Source organism: Shewanella sp. 0m-6 (assembly GCF_052977325.1).
This window is the reverse complement of sequence record NZ_JBRIMD010000007.1, coordinates 96,759-118,157: the sequence shown is the minus strand read 5'-3', so window position 1 is coordinate 118,157 and position 21,399 is coordinate 96,759. Positions and strand designations below refer to the sequence as shown.

Genomic DNA, 21,399 nt, shown 5'->3' with positions numbered 1-21,399 from the left:
AGGCTGATCTATGAGCGACTTTTAGTGTAAAATCCTCTCTTTCGTCAGCCCAAAAGCTAAGACAATAGCGCCAACAACCCACTATGCCGATAACCCACTATGTCTTTTAGTCAGTCGCAAGCCCTGTTTTACATGATGCCAAAGGACGCAAAACCTGCATCTAATGCGCCTAAATCTGCGCAGGACCAAGTGTACTTACTCGCTTGCCAATTGGCAGAGCGGGCTTTTGCTACTCAAGAGTTGGTTTATATCCATTGCCAAGATCAACAGCAAGCTTATGCTATTGACGAGCTGCTTTGGCAATTTGAGCCGCAATCATTTGTGCCCCACAACCTAAAAGGTGAAGGCCCAATCGGCGGCGCTCCGGTAGAAATCGGCTTTGATAGGCTTGGTGCCAACAAAAAACGTCATCTTCTGCTTAATCTTGCAGACCAAGTACCGCAATTTGCGGTAAACTTTGGACAGATTATCGATTTCGTTGCCAATGACGATAGCCACAAAGCGATTGCTCGCGATCGCTATCGGCAGTATCGCGCTCTTGGGATAGCATTAACGACCCAAGATCTAGCAGCACAACCAATTAATTTTTAGTTTGAGATAAACACGCCTCATGGAAAAAACATATAACCCGCAGTCTATCGAACAGTCTCTTTACCAAAACTGGGAAGAGAAAGGTTACTTCAAGCCACACGGCGACGAGTCTCAAGGCAACTATTGCATCATGATCCCGCCACCAAATGTGACGGGTAGTTTGCATATGGGTCACGCCTTCCAAGATACCATCATGGATACGTTAACCCGTTACCAGCGTATGAAGGGTAAGAACACCCTTTGGCAGGTCGGTACAGACCACGCCGGTATTGCCACTCAAATGTTAGTTGAGCGTAAAGTGGCAGCCGAAGAAGGCTTAAACCGCCATGATTTGGGTCGTGAAAACTTTATCGATCGTATCTGGGATTGGAAAGAGCAATCTGGCGGCACCATCACTAAGCAGCTACGTCGCCTTGGCGCATCTGTTGATTGGGACCGTGAACGTTTTACTATGGACGAAGGCATGTCTGAAGCGGTACAAGAAGTATTTGTACGCCTTTACGAAGATGACCTAATCTACCGCGGTAAGCGCCTAGTGAACTGGGATCCGACCCTGCACACCGCTATCTCTGATTTAGAAGTTGAGAACAAAGAAAAGCAAGGCAGCATGTGGCATTTCCGCTACCCACTTGCCGATGGCGCTTTGACTAGCGATGGTAAAGACTACCTAGAAGTAGCAACCACACGTCCTGAAACCATGCTGGGGGACAGTGCAGTAGCGGTTCATCCAGACGATGAGCGTTATCAATCGCTAATTGGCAAATTCATTTTACTGCCAATCGTCAACCGTCTTATCCCTATTGTCGCAGACGATTATGTTGATATCGAGTTCGGTACAGGTTGTGTGAAAATCACTCCTGCGCACGACTTTAACGACTATGAAGTCGGTAAGCGACATGAATTGCCGATGTACAACATCTTAACCATTGATGCGGCAATTCGCTCAAGCGCTGAAGTGGTTAACACCGACGGCACTGCAAACAACGAACTAGATAATAGCCTACCTGAGCGTTATGTCGGTCTTGATCGCTTTAAAGCGCGCAGCGCGATTGTTGCAGAGTTTGAAACATTAGGTCTACTGGGCAAAATCGATCCACACGGATTGAAAGTCCCTTACGGTGACCGCTCTGGTGTGGTAATCGAGCCATTACTAACAGATCAATGGTATGTTGCCGTTGCACCTATGGCTAAAACTGCCATGGAAGCGGTTGAAAACGGTGACATCAAGTTTGTACCACAGCAGTATGAGAACATGTACAACTCTTGGATGCGTGACATTCAAGACTGGTGTATTTCACGTCAGCTTTGGTGGGGTCACCGTATCCCAGCTTGGTACGACGAAGCAGGCAAAGTGTATGTTGGCCGCGATGAAGCTGAAGTCCGTGCTAAGCACAGCCTTGATGACTCATTAGTACTTCGCCAAGACGCCGACGTACTTGATACCTGGTTCAGTTCAGCATTGTGGACGTTCTCTACACTAGGCTGGCCAAAAGATACCGCTGAGCTTAAAGCCTTCCACCCAACTGATGTGTTGGTTACTGGTTTTGACATCATCTTCTTCTGGGTTGCCCGTATGATCATGATGACCATGCATTTCATCAAAGATGAAAACGGCAAACCACAAGTGCCGTTCAAGACGGTATATGTGACAGGCCTTATCCGTGATGAAGCCGGTAACAAGATGTCTAAGTCTAAGGGTAACGTACTTGATCCATTAGACATGATTGACGGTATCGACCTTGAGTCACTAGTGACTAAGCGTACTGGCAACATGATGCAGCCACAACTTGCCGCTAAGATTGAAAAGAGCACGCGTAAAGAGTTTAGCGAAGGTATCGAGCCGCATGGTACTGACGCACTGCGCTTTACACTAGCGTCTATGGCATCAACGGGCCGTGACATCAACTGGGACATGAAGCGCCTAGATGGTTACCGCAGTTTCTGTAACAAGATCTGGAACGCATCACGTTACGTATTGATGAACACCGAAGTGCAAGCTGAAGGCGCGAGCGATGATGCTGTTGGCGAAGCGCTAGATTGTGGTCAAATTCTGGTAGATGGCAAGCCAGGCGCAATGGAGCTATCGATTGCCGATCGCTGGATTATCGGTCTGTTCAATGAAACCGTTAAAGCCTACGACGAGCACATGGCTAACTACCGTTTCGATCTTGCCGCTAACACCATTTACGAGTTCACTTGGAACCAGTTCTGTGACTGGTACTTAGAGTTAACGAAACCTGTTATGCAAAGTGGCACCGATGCACAGCTTCGCGGTACGCGCCATACTTTGGTTAACGTACTAGAGCAGATGCAGCGTCTAATGCACCCAATCATGCCATACCTAACTGAGACTATCTGGCAGCGCGTTAAGCCACTAGCCGGTGTTGAGGGTGACACATTGATGTTGGCTGCCTTCCCTGAGTATCAAGCTGACAAAGTCGATGCTGCTGCGATGGAAGATTTAGAGTGGGTTAAGCAAGTGATTGTTGCGGTACGTAACATCCGCGCAGAACTTAACATCGCGCCATCTAAGCCGCTTAATGCATTGCTACGTGGCGTGAGCTACAAAGACAGAGCACGTCTTGAAGCGAACCAGATATTCTTCACTACACTGGCAAAACTTGAGACTATCACCATTATGTCTGAAGATGATGTTGCGCCGATGTCGACGACTCAGCTTGTAGGCAACATGGAGCTATTGATCCCAATGGCAGGTCTTATCGACGTGGCTAAAGAAGTGGCGCGTATCGATAAATTACTCGAGAAAGCGGCCGCTGAATTTGCGCGTATCGAAGGTAAGTTATCTAACCAAGGTTTCGTTGCTAAAGCGCCTGCTGCCGTGATTGAAAAAGAGCGTGCTAAGCAAGCCGAATACCAACGTGATATGGACAAGCTAACTGAACAGAAAGCTGAACTGGCTAAGCTAGAAGGCTAATTCGAAAAGCTACAAATAGCGTAAAAAAAGAAAAAGGGCTGTCATCGACAGCCCTTTTTGTTAGCTAAAATCTAATACTTCAACAAAATCACACTCGGTAGTAAGCAATCTCTTGCTGCATAGATTCAGCAAGCTGGGCAAGCTCATGGGTCGCGGCCTGCGTTTGCTCTGCACCTGCTGCTGTTTGGTCTGAGATATCGCTAATATTAATAATATTGCGACTAATCTCTTCGGTCACTAAGCTCTGCTCTTCTGATGCGGTCGCTATCTGCGTATTCAAAGCACTAATTTGCTCGATGCTCACCATAATTAACTGTAGCGCGTCACCCGCTTGTTGTGATTTATCCACGCTTAACTTAGCTTGCTCTGTACCGCGCTCCATCATCAACATCGAGTCGCGTGCGCCCTGTTGCAAATGCTGGATCATCTTCTGGATCTCCTCAGTCGAGTCCTGAGTTCGTTTAGCCAGCGAACGTACCTCATCAGCGACAACAGCAAAACCTCGGCCCTGCTCTCCAGCCCTAGCCGCTTCAATTGCCGCGTTTAAGGCAAGTAAGTTAGTTTGCTGCGAGATCCCTTGAATAACATCAACAACTGAGCCGATTTCATCAGATGACTTAGACAACAATTGCATCGCTTCTGTCGCCCCATCCATCTCTGTTGATAACGTCTCGATCACCGCAATACTTTCACTCACAACGGTTTGCCCATGATGAGCCGCGTCATTTGCTTCTGTTGACGTCATAGCTGCAGCTTCGGCACTTTGCGCAACTTCTCGCACCGTTGCAGAGAACTGATGAATCGCGGCAGCGATTTGCTGAGTTTGCTGTTGCTGGTCAATCACATTACGCTGAGTCTGAGTCGATACCACAGAGTTCTCTTCCGCTGCACTGGCTAAGCGAGCTGTCGACTCATGGGTATTTTGTACTGCATGCTGAAAGCGTGCCGCAATTTGATTCACATAGGTAGCAATATGCGAAAACTCATCATCCCCACCAAGCTCTATGCGCTTGGTTAAATCGCCATTAGCAATATCAATGGCAGTGGTTTCTAGCTCCGTCATCGCCTTGCCCATACGACGAACAATAAGTGATGAGCTAATCGTTATAACCAAGATACAAACCGTCGAGAAAACCGCCACCAGCAAGAGATAAATACGCATGTCTTCATTAAAACGATTGAAGCTATCTCGCCCCTCTACAACCTGCATATCTAAGAAAGACTGCGCCTCAGCGGTAATGTTCTTAAACAGTGGGTTAATCTGTGTCAGCAACACCCGGTTTGCCGCTTCATACTCGCCTCGCTCTAAGGCATCTATTGTTGGGTTAAACCCCTGCGCGACCACTTTATCGAGCTGAGTCTTTAAACGGCTAGCTTGCAGCCGTTCTTCATTATCTAATTTCGCGCCTAAGATTTCATTATCGATAATATTATACAGCAGCTCGATAGCCGCCTGTGCCTGGCTAACATGCAGCCTCAGAGGATGGTTATGCATTTCAGAAAACGGGCTACTTGGATCGTGCTGAAACGCTAATAAAAGCTCACTTCGAGCAGTAGCAAGTTCATTAAGCACCTGTCCAGCGCGAATACTATGCTGCATACCTTCGGCATACAGCTTTCCTATCGAATCGCCCGCATCTTGCATACCAGAAATCCCCTTATACCCTAGGAATAGGAAAGAGATCACGGTCAAAAATACAATCAGTTTTAGTTGAAAACGTACTGATTTAAATGCTGAGACAACATTCGCTTGCGAGTGATTCGATTGGCGAAGGTCTTCTCGGTCTAGCTGTTCGATTAATACAGACATACAGTTCCCTAGTCTCCGGGGTTGCCTTACTGAAATATAAGAAATGCTCGATTTAACTACCTACTCATTGCTTCTAACAATATCGAGTCGGCAAGCAGCATAGAGTAAAAGCGACAATTTAATACCTGAAAATCAATCGATTGTATAAATAGTTGATATGGGTCACAGCGAAAACGAGTCGTAGAATTGGCGGTAAAGCTAATAGTGAGAAACGCTAATTTAGTCACCACTAAATTTACAACAAATGTCAATTTGATGACAACGCCAAAAAACCGCCTTAAACATTGTTTTATATAACTATTTTAAAAATAACCATTGCTTTAAACATGAAACAAATTCAAGATGTAAACAAATTGCATAGAGTGTAAATAAAATGAAGCATTTGCTTGTATCGAGTTGTTTATTATTAGGCTTATCGGCCTGTGGCGGATCAGATGATTCAACCAGTGATAATGGCGGCGTAATACCGCCCTTAGCTCAAGCTCCCACTATTGAGCTCGGCGATACCGTAACGGCATGGAATGATTCGCTGATAAACCTCACCGCTGATGTCAATATTTATGCCACTGGCGCTAATACATTTAGCTGGCAGCAAGTATCAGGACCCGAAGTCACATTACAAAACGCGACACTTGAAGGCGTAACTATTAATGCCAAAGAACTTATACAAGATAGCAGCATTACCCTCAGCCTTACGGTTACAGATAGCAGTAACCAAAGTGCTAGCGAGCAGATAACGATTCAGCTCAATGATAAAATCAGCGCGGCGATGAAAAGCGGCGATGCCAGTATTGCCGCCGCAATGTCACCACAAATAATCAAGCGCGCCTTGAGTCACATTCATCAGTATCGCTTAGACGGCGATACACTGCTAAAAAGCATCTACCAAAATGATAGCCTTCAATACGATCAAGGCCGTCACTCACAAATGATCCAGCTTGCAGGCGCAGAACATGCCTATCCGCAAAATAAGGCTTATGCCATTGTTACGGGTAATAAAGGCCTAACCTTCGCAGCTACCAATGACAAGTCTGGTCAACGCAATGCTGCATTCGGCACCGATATTATTTCGAGCATGCAGCAAGGTCATAACGCTAGTTTTGAACCTAGCTTTAAGCGCTTATTAGGCTGGATGCTCAAGCAGGATGAAACTGCACTGGCAAAGCCACAACAAGTACGTCTGTTTCTCATGAGCGGCAATACGGTCAGCCGCATCAATGGCTGGATTAGCGAACACTACCCTAATTGGCAGGTACAAACCTGTAGCGATGAAACCACGCTTAGCAGTTGCTTAGCCGAGGCGCAGTTGGTGATAACCGGCTCTTCAGAGCTATTTCCAATCAAAACTGTTGAGCCACTGATTGCTCAAATTCAACAGGCAACACAACCACTGCTCTATGTGCACCTACATAGCTGGAATAGTGTTCCCTTAACCCAAACCGTACTGAACCCTATGGGCTTTAGCATGCAAGGTTCTGGCGGGCCTGGTAACTATTTTGCTCAAGATAAAGCCGACTGGTCATCTGCCACCGCGATGCTCGACAGCTTCAGCGCGCTAGATAAAGAACAATTATGGTTAAGCCTATTCGATAGCCAACAAGTCGATTTTAACCTTGCCAATTGTGCAACGAGTTGCGATGCCAGATTTAACGATCATTATCGGCCAGCGCTCGGTACTATTCGCAGTAATATCCAAGCGATAGAAACCAGTAAACGTGATATTTTCAATCAGCCTGACTACTCTCTCTACAAGCTGCTTATCTTACTTGGTGATAACTATCGCCAAGCGATTCAATACCCGATGGATGTGACGACGACCGATAGCTTGAATTACCTTAAAGCCTATTACGCCGATCATAGCGTTTATAACTTCCGCGATATTAATGCTGTACCAAAGGACTTAGGCAACTTTAGTCGCACCGACTTTAGCCAAATCAGCGCTGTAGATCAGCATGTGAGTTTAAGCAGTAAAAAAGGTTTCCGCTCTGCTGGCGTTTACGCCCTACCGGGCCAAACTGTAAGCGTGACGCGAAGTGATAACAGTCAAGTCCGCACCTGGGTATTTATCAATACTCTGCGCTCAGGTTCAACTCATGAGTTTGCCAGCAACGGCTACAACCGCCCTAAATTATTGCAATCGACCCATATTGAAGTTAAGGCCGGTGAAACCATTAAGTTTACCAGTCCTTATGGCGGACCGATGCAGGTGCGTTTTGACCAAACTGACTTAGCCACTGAATTTAGCTTTAAGCAAGTAGGCCTTCATCCATACTGGCGCACAGGCATGGACGGCAGCAAGTTCATGCAAGATTTAGCGGCAAATCAATATGATTGGAGTGAGCTGGCAACAGAGCATTTTGAGGTGCATTCCAAACTCGATAAGATGCAAAATACCCTAAGCCACGAGCCTCTGTGGAATACCCCAGAAAAAATGGCAACCGCCATCATGACCCAGGTCCATAACTACCCTCACTTGTTAGCGGGATTCAAAGGGCCGTTTATCGACGAGGTTGCAGAGATCAGTGAGTTTGCCACCAGCCAGGGCTGGCAAGTCGATACTATTGATACTGTAAAACATATGAATGCCGACCAAGCCACCTGCGGGGCGGGCTGCTCTGGCAACCCTTATGATGCGAGCTGGTCATTTAGCCCAACTGGCCATGGTGACATCCACGAACTTGGGCATGGGCTTGAAAAAGGCCGCCTGCGATTTGATGGACATGATGGCCATTCAACCACCAATCCATACTCCTATTACACTAAGTCACGCGCCTATACCGAGCTAGGTAAATTACCTTCTTGCCAAGGTCTTAACATTGATGATGAGTTTGCAGTATTGCAACAAAGCATGAATCAAGCCGACCCATTCGCTTATATGCAAGAGGCTAAGCTAACAAGCTGGTCAAATGGTATGGCAACCATGCTGCAGATGATGGTTGCTGCGCAGAAATATGGCGCACTGGAAAATGGTTGGCATCTGCTCGCAAGACTACACATTTTATTGCGTGAATTTGAACGAGCTAAAGGCTCAGAAGAACTTTGGCTGCAAAAGCGCGCTTTACTCGGCTTTAGTCAATTTAACTTAGATGCCGCAAAGAACATCTCAAATAATGACTTCTTGATGGTGGCGATGAGCTACTCCACTCAGTTAGATTATCGTGAGCTTTATCAAATGTGGGGACTGGCGACGACACAAGCGGCCAAAGATCAAGTCGCTGGATTTAACTTTAGTGTTATCGACAGGAAAGTATATGTCTATAACCCTGGGGATTACTGCCTAAGCTTAGATCTTCAAGCTGTAGCGGTGGATGGTAAACAGGCTTGGCCACTTTAACCCGGTATTTTCAGCGGCGAGTTAAGCGCTAAATTAAGTGTAAATGTGCTTATCGATTAAATAAGCAATCAAATGATCAAAGCCACCAAGATACGGTGGCTTTAGTTTATCCCTCCTTGGTGCGTTTACAAGCCCTATAATATAGATTAAGTTTTGAACAGTTATCATAAAAAATGTACTGAACAAATCATCGAGTTATCGCCATGCATAAGCCATTTGTTATGCGAAAAAATATGCTATTCGATAAAGACTAAAAGGACATTACAACATGGACACCAACAAGCTATTACTTATCATCATTGCGATTCTATTGCCGCCATTGGCAGTATTTTTAAAAAATGGTGCGGGTAAAGACTTATTAATCAACATTATTCTCTGCCTGCTTTTCTTCGTTCCTGGTTTATTACACGCTCTGTGGGTCGTCACTAAGTCGTAATCTAACGAGTAGTTACCTAGCGAGTATTAGCAGCTTGGTATTACTTGGTTAGTTTTAGTTGCTTAGTCTTAGTCGCTTAGTTTTAAAAAGACTGTCCTTCACTATATGCTTGCTAAGTAACCCCAGCTACTGACTCGCCTATAAATGCACAAAGCCTAGTCTCTAATGAGCTAGGCTTTTTGTTTTCCAAAAAGCCAAACATTGGCTGCATTTTACTTATTCTGCGTCAACATCGCCGTCTGCTCTAACTGTTGCTTAACGAGCTCTATCATCGCCTTAGCCGCAAAAGAGAGAGTTTGCTGCTTATGCCAAAACAGGGACAATTCCCACCTAAGATCATTTGCCGCAAGGGGCACATTAACCACAGCATCAACTCGATAGCGCTCGGCAATAATCTGCGGTAACACCATAATTCCCGTACCGGCCGCAACCAGAGCTATGCCAAAGTCAGCATGGCTGACTCGAGTAATTTCAGCGGGGACAAAACCCGCCTTATCGCAGGCCTCTAAGATCAGCTCATAGAGTGCATATTCAGGTTCAAACATCACCTGCGCTAAAGATTGCAGATCTTTAAGCTGTAGCTCTTGATAACCGGCTAACGCGTGGGTTTTCGGCACCACGACGACCATAGGATCATTACGGATCCTTAATCCATCAAATTCACCATCAAATTCAATGATCCCTGTTGCCAACTCAATTTCATTTTTTTGTAAGGCTAGTGTTTGCTCAATGCCGCCACGAACCAGTAATTGCATATCAACTTTCGGATATTGCTGCCTAAACTTTGCTATAACAGGGGCAAATAGCTCGGCGCTACCAAGCGGAGCTAAGCCTAACTTTAAGCTGCCGCCGGTTAAATTACGCAACGCATCGAGCTCATTAAGCAGCTCTTGCCGACCAGCCAGCAATTGCTGCGCATGTCGATAAACCACTTCACCTGCCGCCGTTAGCTTAATTTGTGTGCCACGCTTACCACGCTCTAACAACACCATATCGAGCTCTTCTTCTAGCATTTTTATTGCCTTAGAAAGCGCAGGTTGAGTTAGAAATGCTGTGCGGCTTGCTTTTGCAAATCCACCCGCATCCACGACTTGCATAAAATAGTGCAGGGTTTTAAGATCCATTTAGATAACCAAAATTGATAGATTCCATTCTTAATATTCATTTTTTCTATCAATTAAGCAAGCGTAAACTAAGCATCAATCCTCAAAGCCCTAGTTTGGAATTCACCATGGCAACTTTTGCCAAGCCCTGTCATAAAAATGCTAAGCATATCGCTTTAGCCGCCTCACAGATGATCGCACAAATCGTTGCTTTGTGTTTATTGGCCTGGGCCTGCCAAGTATTAGCACAGAAAATTAACTCCCCTATTCCCGGCAGCGTAATTGGTTTAGGGATTTTATTACTGCTACTTGCCAGTAAGATGGTGCCTGAAAAAAGCGTCAATATGGGAGCCACTTGGCTCATTGGCGATCTACTGCTGTTTTTTATTCCTCCCGTTGTGGCGGTCATTAAATATGAAGCCTTGCTTGAACATTATGGCTTGGTGCTTATCAGTTCCATGTTAGTCGCTAGCACCTGCGTGTTATTGGGCACGGCTTTTACTGTCGATAAATTATTCAAATTTGAACGAAGGCTGCGATTAAGAAAACACTTAGCCTCTTCAAAAGCGCAAGTCATACCGCTACGCCCTGTCGATTTACCCCATGAGAAAAGGAAGGCTGCGTGAATCATTCTGCTATAGGAATATTTTGCTTGGTCTTAACATTGGCGGGTTATTACGCCAGTAAAGCCCTCTATCGCCGTCAACGTAAAGTCTGGTTTGCGCCCATTATTGTCGCGCCTGTCGTTATTTTGTTAGTGGTTGTGTGTTTGAATATTAGTGTTAACGACTACTTCAGTTACACCCACTGGCTAGCTGCGATGCTCGCTCCTGCAACAATCGCTTTTGCGCTGCCAATTTACCGTGAACGCCTGTTAATTAAGCAGTATCCACTGACCTTAAGTTTAGGTGTTATAACGGGTTTATTACTCGGCTTGGGCTCCTCTTGGCTATTGGCCTACTTAACCAACATGCCAGCCGAGTTATCTCATAGCTTAATGGTACGCTCAGTCTCAACCCCCTTCGCTATCGAAGCCACTGGCGCCTTTGGTGGTGTGCCAGAACTCACCGCTATGCTGGTGCTACTGACAGGGATCATGGGCATGCTCATTTGTGAGCCTTTATTTAAAGTCGCTAACATTCGCAGCTCTGTTGCTAAAGGCGTCGCATTAGGAGCTTCCGCTCACGGAGCGGGCGCTGCTAAGGCGAGTGAATTAGGCCGTCAAGAAGGGGTTATCGCGAGCCTGACCATGATATTTACCGGGATTGCGATGGTATTAAGCGCCCCACTCTTTGCCCGATTACTCAGCTAATCGCAACAATACCTATTGAAGTACAACTTGATTCAAGCAATAAAACGACAACTTGAATCGAACCATATTTATGCTTTATTTAGCCTTGATGTGTAATTCCGGCCTCCATAGCCATATCAGCCGCAAGCTTATGGCTTACCTCGCTCCCTCACAATTATCGGCACTTCAGAGTACTTTCCCCATAAAACTCAATTTTGTTTAAAACATCCGTTACGACTCAATGTAATAACGCATTGGTGTTTGCAACCAAATTAGGTAAAGTGTCGCATGCAATTACAAGCTTGCAGCGTTTTGGCAAAGATTCACACGCTCTACAAACCCAAAACCAACACAATTAAGATATATACATAATAACGATTAAATAATTAAAACATTTGAAGGGATAGCTATGAGTGATTCGAACGATGCTTATGCAGATAACGACCTAAGGGAAGTTAAGCAGCTGGGTATGTGGGCCTCTATTGCCAGCTTAAGTTACATTTTCTGGATTGTCGGCGGCATGGAGCTCGTTGAGCGAATCGCCTATTACGGCGTTAAAGCCAGTGCTGGCCTCTACGCCAAAGCCCCAGTATCAGAAGGTGGCTTAGGCATTAGCCTCAGTGATTATGGTGTCATTATTGCTCTGTGGGCATTTATGCAGACCTTTGTACCTGTCTTTACCGGCGGGATCTCAGACCGTGTCGGCTATAAAGAAACAATTTTTGCCTCCACACTTATCAAAATTGCTGGCTACTTAGTCATGGCGTTTTTCCCAAGCTTTTATGGTTTCTTATTTGGTGCCATCTTGCTTGCTGCTGGTACTGGTATATTTAAGCCTGGGATCCAAGGCACATTAGTCTTATCCACGGGTAGACAAAACACCTCGATGGCATGGGGTATATTCTATCAGGTCGTTAATATTGGTGGCTTCCTCGGCCCACTGGTTGCTGTGCATATGCGTCAGCTATCTTGGGATAACGTATTTTATGCCTGCGCTGCAATCATCTCGTTTAACTTCCTGTTCTTATTTGCTTATAAAGAGCCCGGAAAAGAAGAGCGTTTAGAACGTAACCGTAAAATTAAATCGGGTGAGATTAAGCAAGAAGCGCTCTGGCGCGATGCTTTACACGAGCTAAAAAAGCCTATCGTTATCTACTATATGTTGGTATTTGCGGGTTTCTGGTTCCTGTTTAACTCACTGTTCGATGTTCTACCTATTCACATTTCTGAGTGGGTCGATACCAGTGTAATTGTGACCTCGCTATTTGGTCCAGAAGGGACCTCTAATGGCTTCTTCCAATTCTGGCTAGGGCTTGATAATACCGGAACTAAGGTGATGCCAGAGGGCATGCTAAACCTAAATGCCGGCATGATCATGACCAGCTGCTTCTTGGTCGCTGCTTTAACCGCTAAATACCGTATCACTACAGCTATGCTCGCTGGCTGCTTGTTGAGTATTTTGGCGTTCGTATTGATTGGCGCAACAAACGCGGCATGGATGATTGTGCTTGCGATTGCGATGTTCTCATTCGGTGAAATGATGATCAGCCCAAAGAAAAACGAGTTTATGGGTAACATTGCACCGGAAGGTAAAAAAGCCATGTACTTAGGCTTTGTTATGTTACCGCAGGGTATTGGCTGGACGCTTGAAGGTTACTTTGGTCCTAAACTCTACGAGATGTATGCATCGAAGGAGGTTTTTTCCCGCGAACTATTGGCCGAACGTGGCATGAGCGCTGCAGATATTAGCGCGATCCCACAGGGTGAAGCTTTTACAACTTTGGTTAGCTACACCGGCGAGAGTGCACAAGCACTGACAACACTTTTATATAACACCCATGATATAGGTATGGCTTGGTATATCATTGCCGCAATCGGTAGCATCTCAGCGATTGGTATTTACCTTTACGGTAAGTGGTTGTTTAAGCTTCAGCAGCGTTAAGCAATGTACTGTTACTAAGTATGAAATAAAAAGCAGAGACAAAAAAAGCTGACCTCGGTCAGCTTTTTTTTTCGCTTTAAATTTCACATTATTGGAGATAGGTGATAATGGATAACTTATAACTTAAGCGGCTTGTTTTTCTGCAGCGGGCTCATATGCAGCAACTGCAACTGGACCAACTGGTAAAATAACGCGGCCAAACTCAGCATTTAATACTTGTGCCATAGCAAAGTAAATTGCGCTTAAACCACAGAAGATACCTTCGTAGCCAGCGATCGTGCCGATTAGCTCACTACCCGTGAAATCACGAGCTGCAAGTAGGAAGAACAAAATCGTTAATGATGCAAACACAACTTGCTTAGCACGTGGGTAACGTAGTGAGCCCACAAAAAGTGCTGCTGTGAACAGACCCCATAAACCTAAGTACCAACCCATAAAGCTAGCTGGGCTTGCTTCTGCTAGGCCCATTTTAGGCATAACGATTAAGCCAACCAAAGTTAACCAGAATAAACCGTAAGAAGTAAATGCAGTTGTACCAAACGTGTCACCACGCTTAAAGCACATGATACCAACGATAACTTGAGCGATACCGCCGTAGAAGATCCCCATTGCTAAGATCATTGAATCAATTGGGAAGAAACCTGCGTTATGGATGTTAAGTAAGACAGTTGTCATACCAAAGCCCATTAGGCCTAGTGGAGCTGGGTTAGCTAGTTGTGTCGACATTAAGTTCCCCTACAGGAAGTAGTCAAAAAATATATCCGCACCGCTAAATGCAAATATGAAATTAAGTTAATTTGAGCGCGCGCATTCTAGTCGAAGCGATGGGGCCGAGCAAATATGCTCGCAGGCGTAGGGGAAACGAGGGAAATCGAAACTAATACGGTATATTACTAATTAATCAATGTGTTATAAACAAAAATAGGACTTTAGTTCAAGCGTAAAACCAATGCGAGACACTGATCACGCAAACCAATAAAAATATGACATTGAACACACGGTTCAAGTTTAGCACATTAGCAACTGATGAAATTCGCAGAGTAAAAGTGCTGAAAAATTGCACCAGCTCACAAACTAAAAAAATGGTCTTATTTTTAGCAAAAAGACCCTAAGGGTTAAGATATTTGACAGGTTTGGGCTCAACATTCTCACTTTGCTCTCTACATGGCCTTTATATAGCCTTTTACTCAGCCCTTTATTCCACCCTTTTATAGCCCGCTCAAGCGGTATATTTAACAGAAGTCCTGCACCAGAGTGAGCGACATGAGTTAAGAGAAAAACCTATGGATAGCATATTTAGGCATTCTGAATTTCTGCTATCGATAAGTCTCGACTTTCACCAGCAGTTAATTGCGGGTCGAGCACGATGGCGCCGACGGATATTCGATGTAAACCTACAACGGGGTTTCGAAAGCGGCCAAACATGCGCTTGATTTGATGATAACGCCCTTCCATCAAAGTCACCAAAGCCGTGTGTGCATCTATGATCTCCAGCTTAGCGGGTAAGGTCGTGATACCTTCATATTCAAAGTACATCCCATTGGCAAAAGCTGGAATATAAGATTCATCAATGGGATTTTGCAGCGTCACTCGGTACAGCTTTCCGACCTTATGTTCTGGCGACATCAGCTTTTTAGACCAGCGACCATCATTAGTTAACAGCAACAAACCTGAAGTATTGAGATCTAAGCGACCAACAATATGCAGACTGCACTTATCTTCTCTAGCCAGCAAATCGATAACCGTTTTATGCTTATCATCAACGGTAGCACTGACCACGCCAACGGGCTTATATAGCATCACATAGCTCGGCCGGCTGGCTTGCAACACTTGACCATCAAGACAAACATGGGAGAACTCGTCGATAATCAAATCGATATCACGCGCTATCTCACCGTCCACCTGCACTTGCCCTTTAGCCAACAGCAACCTAACATGTTTTTTATTAATACCTGTTTTGACGCTAATAAACCTATCTAGCCGTGCACGTTTTGATTCCATAAAATTCTATTGCTCAGCAGTGATAGGCTGTACTTTATAGGCGCAGCGACGTGCCCCCTGGATAATGTGTTCCTCACGGCTCACCGTAGCGTCATGCTGCAGTAAGGTCTGAAATAACTGCAATTCTGAGCGGCAAAAATTAAGACATTTTGTTGCTGCAGCGCAGATCGGGCAATGGTTTTCAAGTAGCCAGTAACAGCCGTCGCTATGCTCAACCGTCGCCATATAACCTTCATTGGTACGTAACTGTGCCAAGACTTGTAGCTTAATGGCTAAGCTATCGGCACTGATTAACGCATCACGATAAAGCGCAAGTGACACCTGTTCACGATGGCTAATAAGCTGTTCTAAGCCACTGTCGCCAAAAACAGTTTTAACCGAATCAATTAGCTGAACGCTCAGCTCTTCATGTCTATCAGAGAAATGACTATTACTTTGCGGCGTTAGCGCCCAGAAACGTGTCGGTCGCCCACGAGTCGCTTTTCTATCATCAAAAACCACATCGCAACTTTCTTCAAGGCTTTGTAAATGCTGACGCACCCCCATTGTTGTCAGGCCTAGCTCACTAGCAATCGCTTTAGCCGTTAATTCACCTTGGGTTTTAAGCATCTGCAAAATTTTGTCACTGGTCTTCATCGTTATCTCTTTATGGCAGCTTTGTTCTTTTATCGCTCAAGGCACAAAGCGGTATGACTATGGCCATTATTACTCAACCATCAATTAAGTAAACTTTTTTCTTTACTTTATTTTGTAAACTGTTTACTTTACTTAAAACTTAAATAAACAAAAAGGTTTACTAAAATGGAATTAGTCATCATTAGTGCCAGCCAGAGAAGCCCATCGCAGAGTGCCAAAGTCGCCCGTTACCTGAGCGAACAGGTGACGGGTTTTAACAGAGTCAATCACATAGAGCTTTGCCAATACCAGTTACCTTTTTGGGATGGAAGTGCAGAAACCAAATCTGCCGATGGTAGCCGCTGGCCTTTAATTTCTCAGCAAGTAAAGAAAGCAGACGCCTTAGTATTAATTACACCCGAGTGGGGCGGCATGGCATCACCTTTGATGAAGAATTTTTTGTTGATGTGCGACCACCAAGATACCGCCCATAAACCCGCTTTATTGGTTGCTGTTGTCAGTGGGATAAGTGGTGCCTACCCTATTGCCGAGCTAAGAATGAATGCATTAAAAAACAATAAACTGGTGGCGACGCCTGATCATTTAATCGTTAGAAATGTCGAAGAACTCTTCAATACTGACGCGCCACTGTGCGATAGAGAATTACATTTACGGGAACGTATCGACTACAGTTTGCATATGCTCACTCAATACAGCGAAGCCTTAAAAGGAGTGCGGATTAACCATCAAAACAAGCCATTTCCAAAACAGCAGGAGTACCATTATGGCATGTGACCATCAAAGCAAGCCATTTGCAAAGCTGCAATCAATTTAGGACAACAATACAAGGAGTCAATTATGATGCGTTTAGAGCATTTAAATTTAGTGGTCAGAGATATTTCAAAGGCATTAGCGTTTTACCAAGCAATCTTTCCTCATTGGAAAGTTCGCGGCGGAGGAAAGTCTAGTTGGCATGGCGTAGAGCGCAACTGGGTGCATTTTGGTGATGATTATCAATATTTAACGTTTAACGATGACGGTATTGAAGACAACCGTGACTTAAGTGGGCATCAAGTTGGCTTGGCCCACTTTGCATATGTCACCGATGATCTTGATGGGGTGATTGAGCGCCTCAAAACGAGCGGCCATCTTGTAGATAAAGCGGGCGCAGAAGATCCCTATCGCCGTAATGTGTACTTTATCGATCCCGATGGTTACGAAGTTGAGTTTGTTGAATATCTCACGGATATTCCGGCTATGCGCAATCAATATGAATAATCGCCGCTGTCAGCAATAGCATCAACAATAGCGATTAATCGCCAACCTGAACGTCAGTGACAACTATAGCGCCTCAGCTAAAGCTGTAAACGATGAGCCTGATCAACTCATTGTTCTTATCCAGCGACTCGGTAGTACTCTAAGTAGCCGATGCAGTATTGCCCATGGCCAGCTTGGTACAAAGCTATTGGCTTTTTCAGCCTCGATAGCTGCAACCATAGCACTACAGCCCACGTCGGTATCAACAATAAAAGGCACCTTTTCGACGTGCTCGTTTATTTCACTGCGGATAAAACCAGGATGAATACAACTGACCTTAATTGGCGTATACATTACATCAATACGAATACCTTCAGTTAACGACGTAACAGCAGCTTTTGTCGCCGCATAAACGGTCATCGCTCGCCTAAAGCCACGCACAGCACTCACCGAGGATATGGTTACTAAGTGGCCAGCATTTTGTTCACGAAAAATAATCATCGCCGCTTCAGCTTGAGCAAGTAAAGCTACAAAATTAGTTTCCGCCGTTTGCTTATTGGCCTCGAAATGTCCTGTGCCAATGGCAGCGCCCTTACCCATTCCTGCGTTAAGAATGATCCTGTCTAACTGGCCAAATTCAGACTTGAACTCATTAAACACCTTAAACACATCTTGATGCTGATTAACATCAAGCGCTTTAACCGAAACGTTAATATTTGGATTTATCTGTAAGAGATCTTGCTTTAGCTTATCTAAACGCTCAACTCGTCGCGCGCACAAAGCCAAATCTCGCCCCATGTTGGCAAACTCCAGTGCCATGCCTCTACCTAAACCAGAGCTGGCGCCGGTGATCAATATTGTCTTACGCTTAGCCATCATCTGTTTCCATCCATAGCGGTATCGTTTTTAATTCACATGGTTAACATCTAACCTAATCTAATCTAAGCTACTGTTGAAGTAATAGAATGTAAACCTCAACTCGGCGATTAGAAAGCGACAGAACAGCAGGTTTATCCAAGCCAGATGCCCAGCGATAGTAAGCCGATATAAAATACCAGCCCCACAACAAAAGGCTTATCGGTCTCAGGCAGTCTCCCAAGCAATGCCTTTTCACGTTACGCCGCTGTACTGACTAAGCATAAAAAGTAAGCGCAAAACCTAGCAATTCAATATCAATCCAATCTCAACGAACATCAACCCAGTATGGTTAATACCTTTGAACGCGCCATCTATCGCCTCTACTTGTCATCGAGCGATGGAGATAATCGCCCCATCGACAATGCAGGTTAAAGTCAGGTTGAGGACCGTTAATAACAATGGTAATCATTTTTTATTCACAAATTATCTGCAAATTATTTGAACTAGAGAAGTAAGACAATTTTGAAATCAATGACTTAAAATCTCGTAGATTGAAAAGCACTTACAAGGAGTAATTTAAGCGTGATTTAGTATTAGCAAAACCGTGTGTTTACTGGGTTATCGACTAGATTTACAGAATTATGGACCTGTGTTAATGGCAAGGGAATGCAAGGCTGACGGAGTATTTGCCATGATTTCCTACCACCATACATTAACGGTAATCGATAATGATTCGCCGGTACAACTTGCACTCAACAAGGCGTTACAACTCGCTAAAAAAACTCATGCGAAAGTCACTGTATTGAAGATTGAGCGCCCCTACAATAATGTATTAAGTCGCCTTGGATTACTCTCCAAGCAAGCACTCGACCCCATGCTAGTTGTCAAAAAGCTATTGGCTAAGTATCAACGGCTGGGGGTTGAAGTTGAGATAAAAGCCATTAAGAACCTCCAAGACCATGTTGCGATATTGAACGAAGCCAATAAGGGTAACTACGATTTAATCGTGGTCAATAACAAACACCACAACCCAGTTATCAACGAGTTCATCCCTAGCTGTGAAGCTCACCTACTTAGAGAGTGTGAGCAACCCGTCATGATAGTGGGTAATAAGACTTGGCAGCAACATGGGCATATCCTCACCGCGCTTGAAACCGCAGACCCAGATATTGAACACAGTAAGTTAAATCAATGCTTACTCGATGATACTTTGCAACTGGCGACATTGTTAGACAGCGATATTCATCTGCTTAACTGTTATCAAACAGAAAATTGGAGCATGTCTGTTGAAAAAGAAACTAACCACCTTTCAGATAAGGAGCAAAAACAGCAGCATTGGGCACGCTTACTCAGTAACGCTAAAAACTACCATATAACAAACGAACATTTACACCTTGAGCAAGGCCTACCGGATCATATTATTCCCACTATCGCTCACCAATGTAACGCTAACTTGTTGGTCATTGGCGCAGGTGAGCACCATGGCTTAATAAGTGAACTCAAGGGGCACACCTCTTCTGTGATCGTCAATCAACTCAAATGCGATATCTTGGCTATCAAGCCGCAAATCCACTAAGTCACTAATGCCCCTAATATGAGTCATTATCATGAATGACCATATGAACGCTAATCTCGTTCCGACTGGGTCTTCGCCACTATGTCAGAATCTGCTTGCGCCCAAAAGTCGACTCTAAAACAGGTATCATCCGAAAGAAGCTCAACTTTATGCCAATACTGAGGCGGCGATACCCCGACCTCACCGACTTTAATCACGATCTCTTGCTCCACCTCGCCCCGTCTATCAGTAAAACCATAGAACTTGAGTTCGCCGCTCAACACATGAATTTGTCCATAGACGCCCGCCTTAGTATTGTGCAGGTGTAAAAACATCTTTGGCACGGTCTGCTTGTCAAATACCGGACTCGATTTATAGTTCACATAATCAGTTGGGATCGTGGGCATATTCGTAGAACCTCATTTTATAACGTGTTATTAATGCCAATTAAGCTCAAGTTAAGCGACGATAAGCAAACTACGCACTATAATCGCAACATCCCCATACCAGCTGGCATGCACTTGCTGTAATAATGAGACAAAATGAACAATCAATATAGCTACACTACACAATACACGCTAGATAAAAGCCACTTTAGCGAGTGTTATGACGAATCAGTCATTGTCGATACTTCTGTGCGTGCATATCGTAAGGCCATCATTTTTGGCTTAGTGGGTACCGCCCTAATGCTAACCAATATTAATGGTTACGCTTCATGGTTTTTAATCGCCTTAGGCGCACTTGAAGCATTGAGTGTACGATTTAGAAAACCTTGGTGGCTAATGCGTCAAATGATGAGTAAAGCCGCCAATAATGAAGTGACCTTAACGGTAGATGAATCTGGGATCACTAATGACTCTTTCTACGTGCAGGGCACTATTTTATGGCAAGATGTCACCGAGATAACGGAAACTACTCAGGGCTTTCTATTAAAGCATCTAAAAGGCACCAGCTACCTCTCAAAGCGCAGCCTAGATCAACAGGCCACGCAATTTGTTGTGAGTAAAGCGGCTGAAAAAAGTCAAAAGCTGCAACAAAGCGAAGCGGATTAATCTCTCACATTCGCCATTAGAAATGCGTCAATATACTCGCCACTGCGAAAAGCATATTCACGCATTTCCCCCTCTATCACAAAGCCATGTTTTTTATATAAGCTAATGGCTAAGTGGTTATCAGTGTAGACCTCAAGCTCAATTCTCCTCACTGCAAGCCAATTTTGTGCAAGTGATACCATTGCGTCAAGCAACGCAGAGCCAATACCCATCCCTCGAAATGCCTCATCTACCGCCATACCAATATTTGCTACATGTTTACGCCTAGGGTTACTAAACACTTCCATACCTATTTGACCAACGACCTCGCCATCTCTTATTGCCACTAAGCTATAACAGTTATCAGGCAGTTCCATAAGACGTTTTTGCCAAGTATGTAATGACGGGAAAGGATGTTGTAACGTGCCTGCATAACAGCTTTGCTGACTATAAAGCTGACAGATACCATCAATATCAGCATCAAGGCTGTGACGAATATCTATATCTACCAAAATTGTTTTCTCCCTTTCTAAGGGGATACGCTCTCCAGTCACCACATTCTCCTTTTATTACACAGCACAGTTTAAACACTAACTTTCGCTAAAACAGCTTATATGTCAATACCTAAGCCAGTCTTATC

Annotated in this window: 19 protein-coding genes; 11 read left to right on the top strand and 8 right to left on the bottom strand. The window is 44.6% G+C overall.

Going from position 1 to position 21,399, the window contains the following annotated elements:
• The first annotated feature begins 99 nt into the window (after window positions 1-99).
• On the top strand, window positions 100-591 hold the full coding sequence (locus ACVBJC_RS07710; RefSeq protein WP_447160294.1) for a DNA polymerase III subunit chi: 492 nt from the start codon (window positions 100-102) through the stop codon (window positions 589-591).
• 19 nt (window positions 592-610) lie between these two features.
• Entirely contained in the window at window positions 611-3,526 is a 2,916-nt protein-coding gene (locus tag ACVBJC_RS07705) for a valine--tRNA ligase (protein ID WP_447160293.1), read from the top strand.
• Between the two features lie 88 nt (window positions 3,527-3,614).
• Here ACVBJC_RS07705 and ACVBJC_RS07700 read toward each other — a convergent pair whose 3' ends face one another.
• Window positions 3,615-5,336, bottom strand: a complete 1,722-nt coding sequence (locus tag ACVBJC_RS07700) for a methyl-accepting chemotaxis protein (protein WP_447160292.1) — start codon at window positions 5,334-5,336, stop codon at window positions 3,615-3,617.
• Between the two features lie 373 nt (window positions 5,337-5,709).
• Here ACVBJC_RS07700 and ACVBJC_RS07695 point away from each other — a divergent pair, with 373 nt between their 5' ends.
• Together ACVBJC_RS07695 and ACVBJC_RS07690 are read left to right on the top strand one after the other, a co-directional pair.
• On the top strand, window positions 5,710-8,670 hold the full coding sequence (locus ACVBJC_RS07695) for an ImpA family metalloprotease (RefSeq protein WP_447160291.1): 2,961 nt from the start codon (window positions 5,710-5,712) through the stop codon (window positions 8,668-8,670).
• A 268-nt stretch (window positions 8,671-8,938) separates the two neighbouring features.
• Window positions 8,939-9,106, top strand: a complete 168-nt coding sequence (locus tag ACVBJC_RS07690; protein WP_447160290.1) for a YqaE/Pmp3 family membrane protein — start codon at window positions 8,939-8,941, stop codon at window positions 9,104-9,106.
• Window positions 9,107-9,318: 212 nt separating this feature from the next.
• Here ACVBJC_RS07690 and ACVBJC_RS07685 read toward each other — a convergent pair whose 3' ends face one another.
• Complete coding sequence (locus ACVBJC_RS07685; RefSeq protein WP_447160289.1) at window positions 9,319-10,230, bottom strand: LysR substrate-binding domain-containing protein; 912 nt, start codon at window positions 10,228-10,230, stop codon at window positions 9,319-9,321.
• 107 nt (window positions 10,231-10,337) lie between these two features.
• Between ACVBJC_RS07685 and ACVBJC_RS07680 the strand changes: the two genes are divergently transcribed.
• The 3 genes from ACVBJC_RS07680 to ACVBJC_RS07670 all read left to right on the top strand — a co-directional run bounded on the left by ACVBJC_RS07680 (window position 10,338) and on the right by ACVBJC_RS07670 (window position 13,442).
• Window positions 10,338-10,835 carry a CidA/LrgA family protein gene (locus ACVBJC_RS07680; protein WP_447160288.1) on the top strand — a complete coding sequence of 166 codons (498 nt, stop codon included), beginning with the start codon at window positions 10,338-10,340 and terminating at the stop codon, window positions 10,833-10,835.
• The gene (locus tag ACVBJC_RS07675) at window positions 10,832-11,521 is read left to right on the top strand and encodes an LrgB family protein (protein WP_447160287.1); all 690 of its coding nucleotides are present in this window, start codon (window positions 10,832-10,834) and stop codon (window positions 11,519-11,521) included. Before ACVBJC_RS07680 ends, ACVBJC_RS07675 begins: the two co-directional genes overlap by 4 nt.
• Window positions 11,522-11,909: 388 nt before the next feature.
• Window positions 11,910-13,442 carry an MFS transporter gene (locus tag ACVBJC_RS07670; protein ID WP_447160286.1) on the top strand — a complete coding sequence of 511 codons (1,533 nt, stop codon included), beginning with the start codon at window positions 11,910-11,912 and terminating at the stop codon, window positions 13,440-13,442.
• Window positions 13,443-13,565: 123 nt separating this feature from the next.
• Here the strand turns inward: ACVBJC_RS07670 and ACVBJC_RS07665 are convergent, their stop codons facing one another.
• The 3 genes from ACVBJC_RS07665 to ACVBJC_RS07655 all read right to left on the bottom strand — a co-directional run bounded on the left by ACVBJC_RS07665 (window position 13,566) and on the right by ACVBJC_RS07655 (window position 16,079).
• On the bottom strand, window positions 13,566-14,168 hold the full coding sequence (locus tag ACVBJC_RS07665) for an acetate uptake transporter (protein ID WP_447160285.1): 603 nt from the start codon (window positions 14,166-14,168) through the stop codon (window positions 13,566-13,568).
• A 570-nt stretch (window positions 14,169-14,738) separates the two neighbouring features.
• Entirely contained in the window at window positions 14,739-15,443 is a 705-nt protein-coding gene (locus ACVBJC_RS07660) for a pseudouridine synthase (RefSeq protein ID WP_447160284.1), read from the bottom strand.
• A gap of 6 nt (window positions 15,444-15,449) precedes the next feature.
• The gene (locus tag ACVBJC_RS07655; RefSeq protein ID WP_447160283.1) at window positions 15,450-16,079 is read right to left on the bottom strand and encodes a helix-turn-helix transcriptional regulator; all 630 of its coding nucleotides are present in this window, start codon (window positions 16,077-16,079) and stop codon (window positions 15,450-15,452) included.
• 165 nt (window positions 16,080-16,244) lie between these two features.
• Here ACVBJC_RS07655 and ACVBJC_RS07650 point away from each other — a divergent pair, with 165 nt between their 5' ends.
• Together ACVBJC_RS07650 and ACVBJC_RS07645 are read left to right on the top strand one after the other, a co-directional pair.
• Window positions 16,245-16,853: an NADPH-dependent FMN reductase gene (locus ACVBJC_RS07650; protein WP_447160282.1), complete on the top strand. Its 609-nt coding sequence runs from the start codon at window positions 16,245-16,247 to the stop codon at window positions 16,851-16,853.
• A 63-nt stretch (window positions 16,854-16,916) separates the two neighbouring features.
• Window positions 16,917-17,336, top strand: coding sequence for a VOC family protein (locus tag ACVBJC_RS07645; protein WP_447160281.1), 420 nt, complete (start codon window positions 16,917-16,919; stop codon window positions 17,334-17,336).
• Between the two features lie 102 nt (window positions 17,337-17,438).
• On the opposite strand, the gene ACVBJC_RS07640 is transcribed toward ACVBJC_RS07645, so the two are convergent.
• A complete protein-coding gene (locus ACVBJC_RS07640) occupies window positions 17,439-18,191 on the bottom strand; it encodes an SDR family oxidoreductase (protein WP_447160280.1) in 753 nt (250 codons plus the stop codon).
• A 637-nt stretch (window positions 18,192-18,828) separates the two neighbouring features.
• Here ACVBJC_RS07640 and ACVBJC_RS07635 point away from each other — a divergent pair.
• Window positions 18,829-19,749, top strand: a complete 921-nt coding sequence (locus ACVBJC_RS07635) for a universal stress protein (protein WP_447160279.1) — start codon at window positions 18,829-18,831, stop codon at window positions 19,747-19,749.
• Window positions 19,750-19,799: 50 nt separating this feature from the next.
• Here the strand turns inward: ACVBJC_RS07635 and ACVBJC_RS07630 are convergent, their stop codons facing one another.
• On the bottom strand, window positions 19,800-20,135 hold the full coding sequence (locus ACVBJC_RS07630; protein WP_447160278.1) for a DUF1971 domain-containing protein: 336 nt from the start codon (window positions 20,133-20,135) through the stop codon (window positions 19,800-19,802).
• 135 nt (window positions 20,136-20,270) lie between these two features.
• Between ACVBJC_RS07630 and ACVBJC_RS07625 the strand changes: the two genes are divergently transcribed.
• A complete protein-coding gene (locus tag ACVBJC_RS07625; RefSeq protein WP_447160277.1) occupies window positions 20,271-20,780 on the top strand; it encodes a YcxB family protein in 510 nt (169 codons plus the stop codon).
• Here the strand turns inward: ACVBJC_RS07625 and ACVBJC_RS07620 are convergent.
• Window positions 20,777-21,313, bottom strand: a complete 537-nt coding sequence (locus ACVBJC_RS07620) for a GNAT family N-acetyltransferase (protein ID WP_447160276.1) — start codon at window positions 21,311-21,313, stop codon at window positions 20,777-20,779. The two genes, ACVBJC_RS07625 and ACVBJC_RS07620, sit on opposite strands and share 4 nt — an antisense overlap.
• Window positions 21,314-21,399 lie beyond the last annotated feature (86 nt).

Excerpts from the sequence above, each read along its gene's own strand:
- ACVBJC_RS07680 (WP_447160288.1), top strand. The coding sequence starts at position 10,338 with ATGGCAACTTTTGCCAAGCCCTGTCATAAAAATGCTAAGCATATCGCT.
- ACVBJC_RS07660 (WP_447160284.1), bottom strand. The coding sequence starts at position 15,443 with ATGGAATCAAAACGTGCACGGCTAGATAGGTTTATTAGCGTCAAAACA.
- ACVBJC_RS07700 (WP_447160292.1), bottom strand. The coding sequence starts at position 5,336 with ATGTCTGTATTAATCGAACAGCTAGACCGAGAAGACCTTCGCCAATCG.
- ACVBJC_RS07655 (WP_447160283.1), bottom strand. The coding sequence starts at position 16,079 with ATGAAGACCAGTGACAAAATTTTGCAGATGCTTAAAACCCAAGGTGAA.
- ACVBJC_RS07665 (WP_447160285.1), bottom strand. The coding sequence starts at position 14,168 with ATGTCGACACAACTAGCTAACCCAGCTCCACTAGGCCTAATGGGCTTT.
- ACVBJC_RS07640 (WP_447160280.1), bottom strand. The coding sequence starts at position 18,191 with ATGGCTAAGCGTAAGACAATATTGATCACCGGCGCCAGCTCTGGTTTA.
- ACVBJC_RS07650 (WP_447160282.1), top strand. The coding sequence starts at position 16,245 with ATGGAATTAGTCATCATTAGTGCCAGCCAGAGAAGCCCATCGCAGAGT.
- ACVBJC_RS07630 (WP_447160278.1), bottom strand. The coding sequence starts at position 20,135 with ATGCCCACGATCCCAACTGATTATGTGAACTATAAATCGAGTCCGGTA.
- ACVBJC_RS07705 (WP_447160293.1), top strand. The coding sequence starts at position 611 with ATGGAAAAAACATATAACCCGCAGTCTATCGAACAGTCTCTTTACCAA.
- ACVBJC_RS07690 (WP_447160290.1), top strand. The coding sequence starts at position 8,939 with ATGGACACCAACAAGCTATTACTTATCATCATTGCGATTCTATTGCCG.
- ACVBJC_RS07645 (WP_447160281.1), top strand. The coding sequence starts at position 16,917 with ATGATGCGTTTAGAGCATTTAAATTTAGTGGTCAGAGATATTTCAAAG.
- ACVBJC_RS07685 (WP_447160289.1), bottom strand. The coding sequence starts at position 10,230 with ATGGATCTTAAAACCCTGCACTATTTTATGCAAGTCGTGGATGCGGGT.
- ACVBJC_RS07635 (WP_447160279.1), top strand. The coding sequence starts at position 18,829 with ATGGCAAGGGAATGCAAGGCTGACGGAGTATTTGCCATGATTTCCTAC.
- ACVBJC_RS07625 (WP_447160277.1), top strand. The coding sequence starts at position 20,271 with ATGAACAATCAATATAGCTACACTACACAATACACGCTAGATAAAAGC.
- ACVBJC_RS07670 (WP_447160286.1), top strand. The coding sequence starts at position 11,910 with ATGAGTGATTCGAACGATGCTTATGCAGATAACGACCTAAGGGAAGTT.
- ACVBJC_RS07695 (WP_447160291.1), top strand. The coding sequence starts at position 5,710 with ATGAAGCATTTGCTTGTATCGAGTTGTTTATTATTAGGCTTATCGGCC.
- ACVBJC_RS07710 (WP_447160294.1), top strand. The coding sequence starts at position 100 with ATGTCTTTTAGTCAGTCGCAAGCCCTGTTTTACATGATGCCAAAGGAC.